A 19050-nucleotide genomic window follows, 5' to 3' on the forward strand; every position below is an offset into this window, starting at 1 on the left:
ATGTAGCGCTTACACTACCGTTGTTTTGACCACAACCGGGGTTTACCGGATTGCTTAAAACCAACGAAGGTGCTGCCGGAGCAGCAATGGTTACAGAGCCGGTTCCGGTGCAGCTATTACCATCAGTAACGGTTACATTGTAAGTACCTGCTGCCAAGCCCGATGCTGTAGCAGAAGTACTTCCGGTTGATGGCGACCAAGTATAAGTTACCGTTCCGGTTGCTCCCGTAGCAGAAAAAGTAGCAGAGCCGGAATTAGGTGTAGCACAAGTAACATCTTGCTTGCTTTGCACAGAAACCGTAATAGTTGCGCACTGCGTACACGGCTGCACAGTACTTAATCCGTTCATTACTACAGTAGTTCCTGCATTATCCACTACTCTAATGGTATCTTTTCCGGCAGGAGGTGCTACCGAAACACCTGTGGCAAATTGCACCCATTGCGCGGGTGTATTACACGAAGTAAGCGGTGTAACTCCTGCTAAACAAGTACCACCAAAAGGCAACCAAGAACCGCCACATGCTACGCACTGAGCCTGAGTAGTAATAGGTGTAGAAGTAGCAGCTTGCCAATAAGACCAAGTGTAAACCGGGTTGCCACCACTCACAGTTAAGTTACCATTGGTTTCTTTACATACAGAAACCGCAGTACAACTATTTACCGAAACCATTACAGTATCTACAAACCCACACGAAAGTGTGAACGTAACAAGGTGTGTTCCAATTCCTGCAACAGATGGATCAAAAGTACCCGTACTTGGATTGGTAATACCAGGTCCACTCCATGTTCCGGATATGTTGGCATTACACACAGTTCCCGTTCCGGTGGTAGCCGTTAAGTTAGAAGCCGCATCGAAAATACAGAACGAAGCCGTGCTTGGCACATCGGCAAAGCAGCAAGTATTAGGAACGATACTAACATCATCAATAAAATAATAGGCAAAAGTATGTGGGAAAGGAGATACTCCCGTATTCTGAATTACAGTGCCTGCATTATTAAAAAAGTTTCCAATAATAAAATATTGCTCTCCGCCTGTGGCAGTATAATCCCATTGCAAGCGCACCCAATTTTCGCTGGTATCTGTAATGGCTCCACAACCGTAATTTAATTGAGGCGTAACATTTATGAGTGCTCCCTGTGTGCAAGCATCGCGCATGTACTGTGTATTAGAAAAATACACCCCAATATTATTGGTGGCATAAGGAACTAAATCTGCTAAACTCACATACATAGACACGCAATACTTTTGCCCGGCTACCAATGGAGCAGAAGTTCTTCCCTGAATATATTCTCGGTAAGTACTTCCTAATGCATCGTAAGTAATAAAACCTGCGTGCCGAGTTCCGGTTCTAGAATACTGAAAGCCCAAAGCACCCATGCCACCACCAGGCATGTTGGTAAACGCTATATTGCAGGAAGAAAATAAATCGGGCGAAGAGCAACTGTCGCCCTGTGCATTTGAGTTGGCATTATCCCAAGATGGACTTAAATCTTGACGAAAGCCTTCTCCGCCAAAATTGGCACAATTGGTATTGGTAATTTCAAAACTTGGATTTACAACAAGGTTTTGTGAAAAAATAGCACTTGCCAGTAATAGGCAATAACATAGAGAAGAAATTTTTTTCATTCTACACTCAATTCGTTTTGTGTTTTCAAAGATGAATAAATATTCAAATCGGTTGTAAATATAGAAAGTAAGTGCACTTGTGCATTACGTAGTTTCAATAGGCTTCAATACTCAAAAAATCTTAACCCGCACACGCTTCAAAAAACTTGTGTTACTTTCATCCTTTATTTTGTATTATGAAACTCTTCAAAATTTCAATTGCAGTTCTTATGTTGGGAATACTTATCTCTTTATTTGGTTTCGGAAGAAATTCCAAGCCGCTTTTGCCTGCCGTTCATTCCGTTCATGAATTTAAAATGGAAACCATAGATGGCAAGGTGCAAAGCTTAGCCGATTACAAAGGAAAAGTATTGCTTATGGTAAATGTTGCCAGCAAATGCGGCTTAACACCGCAATACAAAGACATTGAAGCCCTTTATGAAAAGTATAAAGATAAAGGACTGGTGGTACTTGGCTTTCCTGCAAATAACTTCTTAGGCCAGGAACCGGGCACCAACAAAGAGATTCAAGAATTCTGTTCATTGAGTTACCAGGTAACTTTTCCTATGTTTTCTAAAATTTCGGTAAAGGGAAAAGATCAACATCCACTCTACCAATACCTTACAAAAAAAATAAACAATGGAGTGTTGGATGCTGATGTAAAATGGAACTTTCAAAAATTTTTAGTAGATAAGAATGGCAAGGTAATTACATCATTCAGCCCGCAAACATCCGTTACCGATGAAAGCGTAATTCAAGAAATCGAAAAACAACTCCAATTAAAATAAGGAAACTCATTCTAGTAAAATTGTGTTAAGTGATTTGCTGCAACTTAACTTGAATGTGAACTTCGCGTACAGTAACGTATGGAAAACTCTCTAAAGAAGGCATATCTTCTTACTTTCCTTTTGGTGTGTTGTTGCTGCTCGGCAAATCTTTTTGCACAAGCAAAATTTTACGCCTCTGCCAATAAGCAAGTGCCGGTAAACCAACACTTTCAAGTAAACTTCACATTAGAAAATGGAGAAACCCGCGGTTTCAAACCTCCTGTATTCAACGACTTTCAAGTACTAAGTGGTCCAAACACTTCGCAAAGTATGAGTTATATCAACGGAAGTTTATCTAGCTCCGTAACTTATTCTTTTATACTCCGACCTAAAAAAGAAGGCTCATTTAAAATTGGCAAAGCATCTGTAAATGTAGGAGGAGCAAATTTAGAATCAAATGAACTAAGCATTGAAGTAACGAAAGCTGTGCAACAGCAAGCACAACAACAGCAACGCAGAGGCTTTAATCCGTTCGGATTTCCAGATCCGTTTGAAGACGACCCATTTTTTAGCGACCCATTTGAACAACAAGAAGCAGAACCCACAACTCCTGCCACCAACGAAGCCGATGTTCAAAAAGACATTAAAAAAAACACATTACTGCGCATTGTATTGAGCGACAACTCTGTGTACCAAGGCGAACAATTAACAGCCACTTTGCGGTTGTATTTTAGCTACAGCCTAGGCAATTTGCAACTCACCAAAGCAATGGGTTTAGAAGGTTTTTGGAATCAAGAAATACAGATAGATCCCAACCTGCGTCCGCGCGTAGAAGAATACAACGGAAAAAAGTATCATGTTGTAGATATTCAAAAATACACGCTGTTTCCACAACGAAGCGGCACACTAAAGCTTAGTGCTGCCGAAATTTCGGCAGTGGCACAAGTGCAAGTGCGCAGCAATAGAAGAAGCATGTGGAGCATGTTTGGTATGGATATTCAAAATGTACCCTTTAAGCTTACCAGCAACGAAGCATCTGTACAAGTAAAAGAATTGCCTACTGCCGAAAAACCTGCATCCTTCAATGGAGCTGTTGGTGAGTACACCTTTAGCACAAAACTATCTGCTCCGGCAACCAAAACCGATGAACCGGTTACACTCTCTGCTATTGTTTCCGGAAAAGGGAACATAAAATTTGTTGATTTAAACAAACCGCAACTACCCGATGGTTTTGAAGTGTACGACCCTAAACTAAAAGAAAGCATTACCAATAACGAAGGTGGTTTCAGCGGCTCCAAACAATATGACTTTTTAATAATTCCACGCCAACCGGGCAACTATAAAATTCCAGCCACAGAGTTTTCCTTCTTCAATCCCAAAACACAAAAATATACCATACTAAAATCACAAGAGTTTTCGCTCAATGTTACAGGCGAACCTTCCGGCACCACCACTGCTGTGCTACCAAGTGTAACAGCTAAAAGCGGGGTAAGCAGTTTGGGGCAAGATATCCGCTACATTAAAACCTCTATGCCAAACTATGAAGCAGATAAGAAATTATTCCCTGCAAGCGTTGGATTTGGTGCAGCATTTGCTTCGCCATTGTTTTTACTTGTAGCACTTGTTTTTGTAAAAAGAAGAAACAGCGCACTCGGCAAAGACATTATAGGTACTAAACGCAGAAAAGCTCTTTCCGTTGCTCGCAAACGACTTGCCACCGCAGATAAACACGAGAAACAAGGCAGCAAAAAAGAGTTTTACGATGAAGTAAGCCGCGCTACATGGGGCTACTTGGCCGATAAACTTTCCATAGAAATGAGTGCTTTAAACAAAGAAAATGTAGGAGAAAAGCTAACAGCAAAAAATGTAAAACCTGCCACACAGCAGCATTTAAACAAACTGTTGCACACCTGCGAAATTGCACTATACGCCCCCGTGAGCGAAGTAGGCGAAATGCGCGAAAACTATACCGATGCACTCAACCTTATTGCCGATTTAGAAGATGAAATTAAAGGATAACAATTACCATTAACCACAGTTCTGAAGAATAAGAAATGACTATAATAAAAAGTGCTTGTTGCTATTTGTCCAAGATAATGTTGGGCACTTTTACACTTGCCATGTATACGCTTGCTGCACATGCAAGCAATAAAGATCTGTTTACCGCAGCCAATGCAGCCTACCAAAACAATAACTATCAACTTGCCGAAAATTTATACGACTCTATCTTAAAAACGGGCGTAAGCAATGTCGCATTACACTACAATCTTGGCAACTGCTATTTTAAAACCAACCAAATAGGCAAAAGCATCCTACACTACGAAAAAGCCCTCACCTTTGAACCCGAAGATGAAGACATCTTACACAATCTTAAACTTGCCAACACCAAAATTGCAGACCATATTCTTACCGTACCCGAACTAAAAATTGTAAGTTGGTGGAAACAGTTTGTAAAAACTTTCAATTCTAATGGCTGGGGAGCCTTTGCCATTGGCTTTGCATGGACAGCATTGGCATTCTTTGCACTCTATTTATTCACAGGCTTCAAAACAAGCGGTATGGTATTGGGAATTATCTTCACCATACTTTCATTAAGTTCCTTTGCATTAAGACAAAAAGTGAGCCGCTGCGAAACTAAACCCAACACAGCCATTTTAATTACTGCTTCTACCTATGTAAAAAGTGCGCCCGACCAAGGCAGTACCGATTTATTTGTTATTCATGAAGGAATAAAAGTACAAGTAAAAGATCGCGTAAGCGATTGGTGCAAAATTCGCCTGAGTGATGGAAAAGCAGGCTGGGTTGAAAAACAACAACTAGGCTTTATTTAAGCACTATTGCATACTTGCAATAAAATCATCGAAAAGATAACGCGAATCGTGCGGGCCGGGAGAACTTTCGGGGTGATACTGTACGCTAAATGCTTTGGCATTCTTAATACGAATTCCTTCAATAGTATTATCGTTTAAATTGATGTGCGTTACTTCTACGGTATTGCTCTTTTCAATTGCATCGCGGCTAACTTCAAAACCATGATTTTGCGATGTAATTTCACTTTTACCCGTTAATAGATTTTTAACGGGATGGTTGGCACCTCTATGGCCGTGGTGCATTTTAAATGTGGGAATACCATTTGCCAATGCCAATAATTGATGCCCCAAGCAAATACCGAAAAACGGCTTACCCGATGCTTGCAGCTGTTTAACAGTTTCTATTGCATAAGGCATAGAAGATGGATCCCCGGGACCATTAGAAACAAAAATACCATTGGGCTTCCATGCCAATAGCTCTTCTGCAGCCGTAGTTACCGGAAATACTTTGGCGTACACACCTCTTTCGGTTAGGCAATTCAATATGTTTGCCTTGATACCACAATCGAGCACTGCTACTTTTAAAGGTGCATTTTCGTTACCTGCAAAATATATTTCTTTGGTGCTTACTTCTTTTGCCAAATCTAAGCCGCTCATATCTGGCACACTGTTAAGTTGGGCTTTCAACTGCTGCACATCATCTGTTTCGCTGCTAATAATGCAATTCATAGCACCCGATTTTCTAATATGCACAACTAAAGCACGTGTGTCAATATCCGAAATGCCGCTAATACCATTTTCTTCTAAATAAGTTTGTAGCGAGGCCGATGCCGTCTGCCTTGAATATGCCTTAGCTGTAAACTTTTTGCATATTAAACCTGCAATTTTTATTGCACCGGATTCAACTTCGGCTTGGTGCGTACCGTAATTACCGATATGGTCGTTGGTCATTACAACAATTTGCCCGAAATACGATGGATCGGTAAAAATTTCTTGATACCCGGTCATACTTGTATTAAAACAAATTTCTCCGGTGGTGGTTCCTATTTTTCCTAATGCTTTTCCTGTAAATACGGTGCCATCTTGTAGAACCAAAACGGCATTTTGCGGTGTTGCGTTATTAGACATTTCGGAACGCGAAGGTAATTTGATTATTGAAAGGTTCAAATGGTGTTTATATCTTGTGGATTTATCTGCTTCCACACTCGTTGCAACTGCTTGCAATTATTGCTGCCTGTGAATTTGCTTGCGGATAAACTTAGGGCGCTTCTTAACCTCCTCTATAATTTTTCCTTGATATTCACCAATTACAGAAATAGCGAGCATGTTTAAACCGCCAAAGAATAATATAAGCACAATAATAGTTGTAACGCCATGCGGTGTTCCGGGCAATAGAAAGTACAATGCAATTTGTACCAAAATAGCTAAGAACGAAAAACCCGTAAGCAGCCATCCAATGTAAGTAAGCAACTCTAATGGCACAAAACTGAAACTAAAAATTGCTTTGCGTGCCCATCCAATATTTTTGCGCCAATTGTTGGTAGTTACCCCAAACATTCTTTCGGGGCGCACATAGTTTACGCCTGTTTGCTTAAAGCCAACCCAAGCTCGCAAGCCCCGCAAAAACTGGTCGGTTTCGGGCATTTTAATAAGTTCATTCACCACCTTTCTATCCATCATGCTAAAGTCTCCGGCATCTACCGGAATTGGCACATAGCTTACACTTCTAAAAATGCGATAGAATATTTTGTAGAACAACGCTAATTGCTGGCTTCCTTCGCGCGCTACTCTTCTGCCATATACCACATCGAAACCTTTTACATATTCTTCATAAAACTTCTCAATCATTTCTGGCGGGTCTTGCAAATCGCCATCGAGCAGCACTACTGCATCTCCGGTAGAAATTTCCATACCGGAAAGAAATGCACTTTGGGAACCGAAGTTGCGAGAGTGCTCAATTGCAATAACATGGTCATCGGCTTGTACAATTCCTGCCAATACTTCTGCGGTATTATCGGGGCTGCAATCGTTCACAAAAATAATTTCGTAATCCACCATTATTTTTTTGAAAGTAGCCGAAAGCCTTTCGTACATTATTGGAATGGCTTGTGCATCTTTATAGCAGGCAATAATTGCGGTAATTTTATGGCGAATTTTATCTTGAACTAACTTCTTTTCGTACAGTGGTTTCGAATATGCTTTTAGCCACTCTGCAGTAGCAAGCAGACCTTGCTCCAACGAAGTTTCGCTTTGCCAATTGAGCAATTGCTTTGCTAAAGAGGCATCGCCATACCAATCTTTCAAATCCCATTTTCTATTAGGGAAATCGCCCCAATGCGGCTCTCCCGGGATATTGAATACCTGCTTAGCAGTATTGGCAATATCGCGAATGGTGGTTTTAATACCGGATGCAATATTGATTGACTTGCCCGCTGTTTGAGAAAAGTTGGAATTGGCAGCCATTAATGTTGCCAGCACGGCATCATCTACATACACAAAATCGCGCGATATTTCGGGTTGCACCAAAGGCGGAAATTCTTGCTGCAATGCCTTTTTTATGAGTGTGGGAATTAAGCGATCCGGCTCTTCGTAAGCACCAAAAACCGAATAATATCTTAAGTTCAGCACCGGCATTTCTTTTATAGTGCCATAAAACTTAATCATGTGTGCCGCACTAGCTTTGGTTACTGCATAATGACTATTAGGCAATAGCTCATCGCTTTCTTTTGGTGCTACACAATTTAAGCCGTATTCGCTGCTGCTGCCGGCATGTATAAATGCCTTTACCGAATAGCGCGAAGCTGTTTCGAGCAGGTGCAACAATCCGGTGTAATTGGTTTCGTGAATTAACTCAACATCGCTTTGCTTGCTGTATGCGCCATAAGCAGCCAAATCAAAAATTGTTTTGAATTGAAACTGACTAAACAACTGCTCTACCTCTTGCTTCTTTATGATATTACAATGCAAGATATGCTTGGCAGGAATATCATCTAACCGCCACGGAATAAAGGGTTTGCTGGTGGTGGCATACACATCTTTGCGCTGTGCAAAAACACTTCTAAAAAGATTGGCACCTATAAAACCTCCTGCGCCAATTATTAAAATTGGGCCTTCTAACTGCTGTACCTGAAACTTAATTTTTTCTGAGAGTTGCAAAACAATTCTTTTTGAGCAGTGGCGAATTTATGCTTTAGTGCGAAGATGCGAAGGAATTTTGCTTAATCTGTTTTCACCAAGCGAAAAACACGCTTGAAATTTTCACCTACAACACTTACCGAATATACACCTTTACTCCAATTGGCGCCCATTTCGGCAGTACCGGAATTAAAGTTGTTCGCTTCTATTATCCTTCCGGTGGCATCGAATACCTGCCACGCTCCTTTTCCGGTGGAAGTAAAATGTGTGGAGCCGCTAAAAATCGTAGGAGCAAAAAAAACATTTTCTTCAGCAGGTTCTTGCACCTCCGTTGTGGTACAGTTTAGAAAAACATTTAGTGGCGTAACCACACCATTCTGCATCATTACATTCTTTACAATTTTGGTTTGGCAGCGTTTGGAGGGGTCATAGAACCTTACATCGTAACTACCGGCATCGGCAATTCCTGTTTTGTAATCGGCAAGATAATTACTTTGCTTCACTGCCTTTTCTCCAATAAAAGACACTTCAATTCCTGCAAGATTAGTTCCCTGCAAACTCTTTACTTTTCCTTCTAAATAGCAGGCACGTTGGTAAGTTGGCGTAAGCACAAACAAACCTTCTTGCCTATCGCTTGCCAATATATTTCCCGATGGCAAAAACGGATACACACCCCAGCAGCCTTCAAAACCCGAAGCATCGGCAAATGGAGATGTATCGTACTGAGCAATCTCTACCAAATTATCGTTTTTATGTGCATCTACAATGGTAATACCTGCACGGTAATAGCTTGTATGCAAAAAACTATCGGGCATAATGTACGTGTTGTGCGGTATCAAACTATCGTAATACGAGTGGCGATATTCATCTAACAGAGTAATGTTGCTTAAATCGCTCACATCGTACACCGCTACTGTTGCGTAAGGTTTTTCATCGGTAGTGTAAAGGTATTTTCCATCGTGGCTTAACCAGCAGTTGTGGGCAAATGCAAATGGAGTTTGAAAACGTTCCATTACCACTGGTTGATGTCTATTTCTCACATCAACAACAGTAATGTTTCCATTCATAATTTCTGCCGTCCATAAAGTATCGTTGCGTGCAAAACAATCGTGCACATAAAAATCGTTGTATAAACCCAAATAAGTTGGCACCAACGGATTAGGCTTTAAATCAAAAATCATTGTACCAGAAGTACCTCGGCTTCCATTCAAATACAAAAAACCCTTTTCATCTATAAAACATGTATGTGAAGCTCCTGCTTTGTATATATTCTCATCTTTCCAAAAAACTACATTTACAGAGGTGGGCAGGTTAGATAAATCTACAATCATTAAACCTTTGCGCCCATGCTCGTTTGTCATGTACACATATTGCTTCCATGTTTTAGGTTCTTGCCATAAGCTACTGTCGCCTTCAATAAAAAAAACCTCACTCGGATTATCGGGATTGGTTACATCTACAATAGATAAACCAAACTCCACTCCAACTAAAGCATACTCTTTATGATGAACAGAATCGTAATATCCCCAAAGATTAGAGAGTATTCCTTCGTATTGCAAATTGCTGCGGAGTTGAAAGTTCTTTTGTGCAGTTGCAATAAAACCACAAAAAAACAGCAAACAGCATATACTGCCTCGTGTAAAGTAACTCATGCTACGAAGAAAACAAAGAACAGGAATTATTCCTCAATTATAGTATCATTTACAGTTGGCTCATATACACGGCTAATAGGAATACCGGAATGGAACCGCAGCTTTTTATATATCAAATTCACATCTACCAAACCTACTATATCCTCTAAATGCTTTCCGTTTTTATCAAAAAATCGCATGGTCGGCAACTGGTGTATTTTCTCTTCGTTGTTTACTTCCAACCCTTCAAAACTTTCAAGATCAATATACTTCACTAGATAATGGCTATTGGTAAATGCCGCAACCACATCGTTATTCAGCACTTCCTTTCTTAGTGTTTTACAAGGTGCACACCAACTGGCACCAAACAATAAAATATATGGCTGTTTTAAGCGCACTGCTTCGCGCTTCAGCGCTTTGTAAGAGCCATCAAAATACTTGAGCGAATCGGGAGCAAGTGCCCTGCATGGATTAAAAAAACTACTGCCACATACGAGCAATACCAATACTAAAAGGAAAAATGAAACGCGCATCTCTTTGGGCTCTATATTGAAACATGCTGATAGATAAAGAAAACTTCATCGCGTTTAATCGGCTCCTCGCGTGTTTGGTAAATCAAGCGCCACTCGCGCTGAAATTCCGGATATTGTATGGGCGTATTCATTAACAACAATATGCTATCTTTTTGCTGAAATTTCATTGCAACAATATAGGGTGCATAATCGCCATTGTATTTCATGTAATTATTAAAGAAAACCGTATCGAGCGGAATAAATGTGCCATTGCGCTGCTGATCGGCATACCAAATAGGTTTTCCTTTTGGTAAATATGGCGCCACAGCAGAAGCCGCATACGATCTGTGCCCTACAATTGTGTACTTATCCAATCCGTTCTTCATTAAAAATTCACCTGTATTTTGAGCATCCGAAAAATTTCTATTGTTCTCTTCCTGAATGTAATCTATTGACTTTAAATCTTGCGAAAACATTACAAAAGCAAACAAACCTGCACCCACCCAATCGAGCCATTTATAGGTTTCTAACGAAGCAATACTTTTGTAATAACTCGCAATAATAAATGCCCCCAATAAGAACACAAGCAAGAAGCCATGATGCCGCAATGTTCCTTGAAACTTATAGGCAATAAGGTACGAAAACCCCAATACCGAAATAGCCAAAAACAATAATGCAAAAGGCTTTCTTATGAATGAAAGTGCCATAACCAAGTATAGAAACAAGGCTAAACTGCCCTCTTCTTTATTTAACAGGAGTGCATTTCCAAAAGCATCTAACAAGGCAGTTGCCGGCTGCTCCGCGCTTTTGGTAATGCCATTTTTTAAACCTGCACTTAGCAGCAATACCAAAGTAAATAATCCACCTGCTGCCATTATTGCCATAGCAACAAAATTCTTTGGTTTAAAATCCTTCTTCAATACCACTTCTAAAAAGAAAATAACGCCAATGGCAGCACCTGCACAAAACGCCAACACATTGGTTTGAAACAGTAAGAATACTATTCCTGCAAAAAGAAATGGCTGCTCGAAACGCTTTTCATAACATGCGCCTAGTATTGCCAGCAACAATGCCACCATAGCGTAGTTTCGTGCAATTACTGCATACTCATACGCAAAGTAATATGAAAACAAAAGGGTGATTGCCACCAATGGATTTAACTTGTTTTTAAAGAGCAATACCCATGCAAATGCAATTGCAATAACATTGTGCAGTATGCCGATATAACTATACGGCATTCCTAGCTTTGCAAACGGCATAAGTATAAAATACCACAGTGGTGGATGCCCTTCGTTTGGCAAATAACCCAACAATTCTGAGAGCGATAAATCGCGGGCAATGAGCCAACTTTGTGCTTCATCGCGCCACGGCTCGTGATTAGATGTAGTGTATAGTATCAACAATGAATAAATGCCCCACACCAACCATTTAAGCGGAATACTTAACTCAAACTTAAACGAAGTATTATTCTCTTTTGTAAGCGATTTTGCCTTTGCAGCACTCATGAAGTTTATTTGATTAACAGCAAAGGAAATAGATTTTACAGCACCAGCAACAATTCCATTACAACCTGTTAATTATGTGCTAGCCATAGCAAGTAAACCCTTATTATTGCAAACATAGTTTACACAGCCATGAGCCTCACCATTATTATTGTTATTGTAACCGCCATTATTTCATTTATGGCATTTAGCCGACACGAATTGGTAGAAAAATTACTATTCTACCCTTACGTAATGTGGCGAAACAATGAATGGCACCGCCTCTTTAGCTGTTCATTCATACATGCCGATATTGGGCATCTGCTCTTTAACTTACTGGCGTTTTGGAGTTTCGGCACATTTGTAGAAGGCTACTTTGTAGCATCCTTTCCAATGGGAGCACTGCTGTATTTAATTTTATACTTCGGAGCAGTTGCATTAGCAGACAGCTACAATCTTTTCGCACAAAAAAACAATCCCGGTTACAGAAGTTTGGGAGCCAGCGGAGGCGTATCGGCAATAGTGTTTGCCAGCATTTTAATTCACCCAACGGGCGGAATTTCTATTATGTTTTTGCCTTCTATGCCTGCCTATATTTTTGGTCCGTTATACCTTGCTTACTGCGCCTACATGGCAAAACGCGGAGCCGATAATATTGGACACGTGGCACACTTTACAGGTAGTATTTTTGGCTTTCTGTTTCCTTTATTGCTGCGCCCCGCCTTGCTACCAGAGTTCTTTCAACAGATTTTAGGAAAATAGTAGGCTTCCTAAAATTCCCTAAACCACAAAAGTTTTACACCTCCTTTTTAGGTAGCATCTTGCACATCTGTATTTTAGCGCAGAAACTAATTTTGAATTAAAAGTTCCCAAGCATGAGTTTACCATCACTCAGTTTACGAAGACCGGTTCTTGCACTTGTACTGAATATAGTAATTGTATTATTCGGCATCATCGGATTTTCGTTTTTGGGCGTACGCGAATACCCATCGGTAGATCCACCGGTAATAACCGTTCGAACCAGCTACACCGGAGCCAATGCCGATATTATTGAGTCGCAAATTACCGAGCCATTAGAAAAAGCCATCAATGGAATTGCGGGCATTAGAAGCATTTCGTCTTCCAGCAACCAAGGCTCCAGTGTAATTACCGTAGAATTTACACTAAGTATAAGTTTAGAAGAAGCGGCCAACGATGTGCGCGACAAAGTAAGCCAAGCCGTAAGGCAGCTACCGCAAGATATAGATGCGCCTCCGGTAGTTTCAAAAGCCGATGCTAATAGCGATGCCATTCTTGCCATGACCGTGCAAAGCCATAAGCGCAACTTACTGGAAGTAAGCGATTATGCATCCAATGTGTTGTTAGAAAAACTGCAAACCATTCCGGGTGTAAGCCAGGTGCAGGTTTGGGGCGAAAAAAAGTATGCCATGCGGCTGTGGTTAGACCCTATGAAAATGGCTGCACAAAACATTACTTTCCAAGATGTAAACAATGCATTGAATAGAGAGAACGTAGAACTGCCCGGAGGAAAAATTTATGGCAACTCCACAGAACTTACCGTAAAAACTTTTGGAAAACTTGTTACCGAAGAAGACTTTGAGAACCTTATCATTAAACAAGATGACAACGCCATAATAAAGCTACGCGATTTAGGAGAAGCGGTATTGGGACCCGAAAATGAAGAAACCATTTTAAAGTGCGATGGCGTACCTATGGTAGCGTTGGCATTGGTGCCGCAACCGGGTTCTAACTACGTTACTATTACCGATGAGTTTTACAAACGCTTCGACCAAATAAAAAAAGACATTCCTGAAGATTACAATCTTGACATAATTTTCGATAGTACTCAATTCATTAAAAAATCTATTAGCGAAGTAGAAGAAACGCTGCTTATAGCTTTTGTGCTGGTGGTGCTAATTATTTACCTCTTTTTTAGAGATTGGCTTATAGCATTCCGGCCGTTAATAGATATTCCTGTATCGCTTATTGGAGCCTTCTTTATTATGTACATTAGTGGATTTACCATTAATGTACTCACCCTATTGGGTATAGTACTTGCCACCGGGCTAGTGGTAGATGACGGTATTGTGGTAACAGAAAATATATTCAAAAAACTAGAGCTTGGCATGAGCAAAGAAAAAGCAGCCCGCGAAGGTTCAGAAGAAATTTTCTTTGCTGTAATTGCTACTTCTATTACGCTTGCCGTGGTATTTCTTCCCATTATTTTCTTGCAAGGCTTTGTAGGTAGTTTATTTAGAGAATTTGGAATTGTGGTAGCAGGAGCCGTACTTGTTTCCGCATTCGTATCACTTTCGCTCACACCGGTACTAAACGTTTGGCTTACGCGCAACCATCAGAAAAAAACATGGTTCTACGAAAAAACAGAGCCATTCTTTGAATGGATGGACAATAGCTACCGCAGTGCACTCGAAACATTTATGAAACGCAAATGGCTTGCCATTGTGGCATTGGTTATGTGCGTATTGCTTATGGCACTTTTCAGCAAGTTACTGCAAAGCGAATTAGCTCCATTAGAAGATCGCAGTATGATACGCTTAAGTGTTACCGCACCGGAAGGTACTTCGTACGATTTTATGGAAGGCTTTATGACAAAAGTTTCCAACTACCTTGTAGACTCTACTCCCGGCAAGCGACAAGTACTTACAGTTACCGCTCCTGGTTTTTCGGGCAGTGGCGCAACCAACACTGGATTTGCACGCCTTTCGTTGGTTGATCCACAAGAGCGAAATGTAACACAGCAACAAGTGGTAGATGCACTTAATAAAGGGTTAAAACAATTCAATGACGGAAAAATTTTCACCATACAAGAACAAACTATTTCTACCGGAGGTGCAGCGCGTTTTGGATTGCCGGTGCAGTTTGTAATTCAAAACATGGATTTCGAAAAAATAAAATCTGTGTTACCCAAATTTATGGAAGCCGTACAAAAGAGTCAGGTATTCCAAATTGCTGATGTAAACTTAAAATTCAACAAACCTGAACTGCAAATTGAAATTGAAAGACTTAAAGCCAACGAACTTGGCGTAAGTGTGCTCGATATTTCAAACACTTTACAATTAGCACTCAGCGGCAGAAGACTTGGCTACTTTACCATGAATGGAAGACAATATGAGGTGGTGGGTCAAGTAAACCGCGACAACCGCGATGAACCAATAGACTTAAAGAGCTTTTATGTACGCAACAATAAAGGCGAATTAATTCAATTAGACAATTTGGTGAGCATGAAAGAGGTGAGCAACCCTCCGCAGCTATACCATTTCAATCGCTTTAAATCTGCTACTGTTTCTGCAAGTTTAGCTCCGGGAAAAACAATGGGCGATGGCATTGCAGAAATGAACAGCATTGCCGACAAATTATTAGACGACACCTTTAGCACCGCACTCAATGGCGCATCTCGCGACTTTTCCGAAAGTTCATCCAACACATCTTTTGCATTCTTATTGGCGTTAATTTTGGTTTACCTAATTCTTGCCGCACAGTTCGAAAGTTTTGTAGACCCATTAGTAATAATGTTTACCGTTCCATTGGCATTGGCAGGTGCGCTTTTAAGCCTATGGATGTTTAACCAAACCCTAAACATTTTCTCCGAAATTGGCATAATTATGCTTATTGGATTGGTTACTAAAAACGGTATTCTTATTGTAGAATTTGCCAATCAAAAACAAGAAGAAGGATTAAAAAAATTAGATGCCGTAATTACAGCATCCGCCATGCGTTTACGCCCAATTTTAATGACCAGTTTAGCCACTGCTTTAGGTGCCGTACCAATTGCATTTGCCATTGGAGCAGGCGCACAAAGCCGCATACCATTAGGCATTGTAATTATTGGTGGCATTATGTTTTCACTTATCCTCACGCTATTTGTAATTCCTGCCATGTACGCCATGATGAGCAGAACCAAAACCGCCAAACATTAATTTATGAGATTGCTTTCATTGTATTTTTCATTCATCATTTTGTGTGCTTGTGCCAACCCAATAGCAGCGCAAACCCTTACTTTGCAAGATGTCATAAGCCTTAGCTTAGAAAAAAACTACGATATTATTCTTGCAAAAACAGACTCTGCCATTGCTAAACGAAACAACACTATTGGCAATGCAGGCATGTTGCCTAGCGTTAGTGTAAATGGTGGTGTAAACTATGGATTAAGCAACCTGCATCAAAAGTTTACAAACGGTACAGAAATCAATAAAAACAATGTAAATGCGCTTAATGCAAATGCCTCTGCCAACTTAAACTGGACACTCTTTGATGGTTTAAAAATGTTTTTCACCAAAAAGAGACTTTCTATGCAAGAATCGTTGGCAACATTGCAACTTAAAGAGCAGGTACAAACCAGCATTGCAGCTGTAATTATTGCTTACTCTAATGTGGTAAAACAACAGCAAGCAGTAAATGCCTACAACGAAGCAATTAAGCTGGCAGAAGAGCGCTTAAAAATTGCTACTTCAAAGGTAGAACTAGGAGTAAGTGCTAAAACAGACGCACTACAAGCCAGAGTAGATGCTAATGCGCGCAAAGCTGAATTACTCAAGCAGCAAGCATTGCTAGAAACCGCTAAACAAAACCTAAACGCACTGCTTGCCCGCAATGCAGAAACTGCTTTTGAGGTAGAAGACAGTATCACTTTTAACGATAAAATTACAGCCCAATCGCTACAAGAAATAAACAACAACCTAACCGTACAAGCCGCACTAGTGCAAGCCGGCATTGCCAAGCAGCAACTAAAAGAAACACAAGCTAAACGCTCTCCGGTAATTGTAGGAAACGCAGCTTACAGCTATACCTATTCAAAAAGCGATGCCGGCTTCTCGCTCTTTAACCAACAAAATGGATTAACCGTAGGTGCCACCTTGGTGTTTCCCCTATTCAACGGGCTGAACATAAACCGAGAAGTAAAAATTGCCCGCTTAAATATTACACGTGCCGAAACAGGTTTAGAAAAAATAAAACTGCAAATAACCGTTCAGCAAAAAAAGGCTGCTCGCGATTATGAAGTTGCCAAACAAGCACTGCAATTAGAGGAAGAAAACATTAGCTACGCCAAAGAAAATGTGATGATTGCAACAGAGCGTTTTAAGCTATCGCAAAGCACATCTATTGAATTTAGAGAAGCGCAAAAAAGTTACGAAGATGCACTGCTGCGTTTAGTTGCCGCCCGTTACGATGTAAAATCTACCGAAACGGAATTGCTTCGGCTCAGCAGTAAAATTATTGAATAGCTCTTCAACAATTAAATTCAACGTTTCGGCAAAATCAATTTCGCATTTCAACCCGAACTTGCTTCTTTCGTAACAGTATGTTCAGGAAATTTTCGCCCGAAATGCAAGCAGGCATTTACACGCTCACTTGCATTTATATACTGTTTACCTTTGTGTGGTTTATGATTTTTCACAACGAAAGTGTTGTATGGAAAGTTGAAGCTGCCATTGCCAGTTTGTTTTTCATTATCGTGCTTGGCATAATGGTGCGAGCCATAGACCGCTCCCTAGACATACATCTTCCATTTGAAAGTAATGCTACACTGCGCTTTTTTATTCAATTAGCCATTACCGTTTTTGTATTAGAAGTTCTTCGATTTGGTATATTGATAAACGTGCAAAAACTATTTCCTGAGCCACTCATAAAATTTAATGTATCGCGCGAAATGCGGCTTATTGGATTTGCCGGAGATGTAATTCTATCTGCCACACTTGTACTTTCTATGATGGTTTACCACTTCGTAAACCGCTGGAAAGAAAGCAGCCTGCGTGCTACCCGTTTAGAAAAAGAAAAAGCAACCGTACAGTTCGAAAACTTAAAAAACCAACTCAATCCACACTTCCTCTTCAATAGCCTTTCATCGCTCAATAGTTTGATTTTTGAAGATGCAAAACTGGCTTCGGAATTTCTCCACCAACTCTCTAAAGTTTATCGCTACTTACTAAATAATCACGAGAAAACTTCCGTGAGCTTAGAAACAGAATTAGAATTCATTCAAAGCTATATCAGGCTCCTCGAAACCCGCTTTCAACAAGCATTAAAAATTGAAGTAAGTGTAAGCGATATTTCTCTTCCAAAACAGATAACTCCGGTGAGCTTACAGGTACTTATAGAAAATGCCCTTAAACACAATATTGCATCGACCAAACAACCGCTAAAAATTTCTATTAGAGACGAAGGCAACTTCTTAGTTATTGAAAACAATTTACAACGAAAAGCAGTAATTCAATACTCACACCAAAAAGGTTTAAACCAGCTAAAAACTTTATATAGCTACATAACCAAAGAGCCTATTCAAATTATTGAAACAGCACAATTGTTCACCATAAAAATTCCATTAGTATGAATGTTCTAATTGTAGAAGACGAACCATTAAATGCACAAGGGTTACAAAAATTACTCTTAAAAATAAAACCAAACATACAAGTGCTGGCAGTGCTAGACACCGTGCAAAGCAGCGTGGAGTGGTTTAAAACCAATAGTGTTCCGGATATTGTGTTTATGGATGTGCAATTGGCCGATGGTTTATGTTTTGAGATATTCAACAAAGTAGAAATTACAGCACCAATTATTTTTACTACTGCATACGATCAATATGCCATTCACGCATTTAAAGTAAATAGTGTGGACTATTTACTAAAGCCAATTATTAAAGAAGATTTACAAAAATCGTTGCAAAAATTAGAGCGCTTAGCCAGTGCATCGCAACTGATGCAAGACCAACTAAAATTGCTAATTAAAAGTGTGTACACCAAAGACAAACAATACAACGAACGTTTCTTGGTACACGACAAAGGCGGCATGGCACCTATACTTTCCGATGATGTAGCATACTTCATAAAAGAATCGCTTATTTATTTGGTAACTACCGACAACCAAAAATTAGTAACCGATTACAACACTTTAGATGAATTAGATGAGTTTGTAAACCCGGAGAAATTCTTCCGCGCCAATAGGCAAATGCTCATTCATAAAAATCAAGTATTGAGCTATAAAAAACACTACACCGGAAAAATGACCGTACACATTAAACTAGAACCCAAAATGGAAGTGGATGTAAGCCGTGAAAAGAGTAATGATTTCTTAAACTGGCTTGAACACTAAC

14 protein-coding genes are annotated in these 19050 nt (G+C 40.1%); 8 read left to right on the forward strand and 6 right to left on the reverse strand.

What is annotated here, in order from left to right:
* Positions 1 to 1627, reverse strand: a 1627-nt coding sequence (locus KF872_12150) for a SprB repeat-containing protein (GenBank protein MBX2904290.1), incomplete at its 3' end; no start/stop codon positions are given.
* Between the two features lie 176 nt (positions 1628 to 1803).
* Here KF872_12150 and KF872_12155 point away from each other — a divergent pair.
* From KF872_12155 to KF872_12165, 3 genes are all read left to right on the forward strand, one after another.
* Positions 1804 to 2394, forward strand: a complete 591-nt coding sequence (locus tag KF872_12155) for a glutathione peroxidase (protein ID MBX2904291.1) — start codon at positions 1804 to 1806, stop codon at positions 2392 to 2394.
* Between the two features lie 78 nt (positions 2395 to 2472).
* A complete protein-coding gene (locus tag KF872_12160) occupies positions 2473 to 4392 on the forward strand; it encodes a protein BatD (GenBank protein MBX2904292.1) in 1920 nt (639 codons plus the stop codon).
* 35 nt (positions 4393 to 4427) lie between these two features.
* On the forward strand, positions 4428 to 5204 hold the full coding sequence (locus KF872_12165) for a tetratricopeptide repeat protein (protein ID MBX2904293.1): 777 nt from the start codon (positions 4428 to 4430) through the stop codon (positions 5202 to 5204).
* 3 nt (positions 5205 to 5207) lie between these two features.
* Here KF872_12165 and carA read toward each other — a convergent pair whose 3' ends face one another.
* The 5 genes from carA to KF872_12190 all read right to left on the reverse strand — a co-directional run bounded on the left by carA (position 5208) and on the right by KF872_12190 (position 11966).
* Entirely contained in the window at positions 5208 to 6311 is a 1104-nt protein-coding gene (carA, locus tag KF872_12170) for a glutamine-hydrolyzing carbamoyl-phosphate synthase small subunit (protein MBX2904294.1), read from the reverse strand.
* A gap of 96 nt (positions 6312 to 6407) precedes the next feature.
* On the reverse strand, positions 6408 to 8339 hold the full coding sequence (locus KF872_12175; protein ID MBX2904295.1) for an NAD-dependent epimerase/dehydratase family protein: 1932 nt from the start codon (positions 8337 to 8339) through the stop codon (positions 6408 to 6410).
* Between the two features lie 62 nt (positions 8340 to 8401).
* Positions 8402 to 9970 (reverse strand): choice-of-anchor B family protein, encoded by a 1569-nt coding sequence (locus KF872_12180; protein MBX2904296.1) that lies wholly within the window; start codon positions 9968 to 9970, stop codon positions 8402 to 8404.
* 26 nt (positions 9971 to 9996) lie between these two features.
* A complete protein-coding gene (locus KF872_12185) occupies positions 9997 to 10482 on the reverse strand; it encodes a thioredoxin family protein (protein MBX2904297.1) in 486 nt (161 codons plus the stop codon).
* Between the two features lie 11 nt (positions 10483 to 10493).
* A complete protein-coding gene (locus tag KF872_12190) occupies positions 10494 to 11966 on the reverse strand; it encodes a hypothetical protein (GenBank protein MBX2904298.1) in 1473 nt (490 codons plus the stop codon).
* A 129-nt stretch (positions 11967 to 12095) separates the two neighbouring features.
* Between KF872_12190 and KF872_12195 the strand changes: the two genes are divergently transcribed.
* The 5 genes from KF872_12195 to KF872_12215 all read left to right on the forward strand — a co-directional run bounded on the left by KF872_12195 (position 12096) and on the right by KF872_12215 (position 19049).
* Positions 12096 to 12704: a rhomboid family intramembrane serine protease gene (locus KF872_12195; GenBank protein ID MBX2904299.1), complete on the forward strand. Its 609-nt coding sequence runs from the start codon at positions 12096 to 12098 to the stop codon at positions 12702 to 12704.
* 113 nt (positions 12705 to 12817) lie between these two features.
* Positions 12818 to 15880, forward strand: coding sequence for an efflux RND transporter permease subunit (locus KF872_12200; protein ID MBX2904300.1), 3063 nt, complete (start codon positions 12818 to 12820; stop codon positions 15878 to 15880).
* Positions 15881 to 15883: 3 nt separating this feature from the next.
* On the forward strand, positions 15884 to 17185 hold the full coding sequence (locus KF872_12205; GenBank protein MBX2904301.1) for a TolC family protein: 1302 nt from the start codon (positions 15884 to 15886) through the stop codon (positions 17183 to 17185).
* A 77-nt stretch (positions 17186 to 17262) separates the two neighbouring features.
* A complete protein-coding gene (locus tag KF872_12210; protein MBX2904302.1) occupies positions 17263 to 18291 on the forward strand; it encodes a histidine kinase in 1029 nt (342 codons plus the stop codon).
* On the forward strand, positions 18288 to 19049 hold the full coding sequence (locus KF872_12215; protein MBX2904303.1) for a response regulator transcription factor: 762 nt from the start codon (positions 18288 to 18290) through the stop codon (positions 19047 to 19049). The genes KF872_12210 and KF872_12215 overlap by 4 nt, the downstream gene beginning before the upstream one ends.
* Position 19050: the final 1 nt, after the last annotated feature.

This window comes from Chitinophagales bacterium, from assembly GCA_019638515.1.
Lineage (GTDB): Bacteria > Bacteroidota > Bacteroidia > Chitinophagales > LD1 > UBA7692.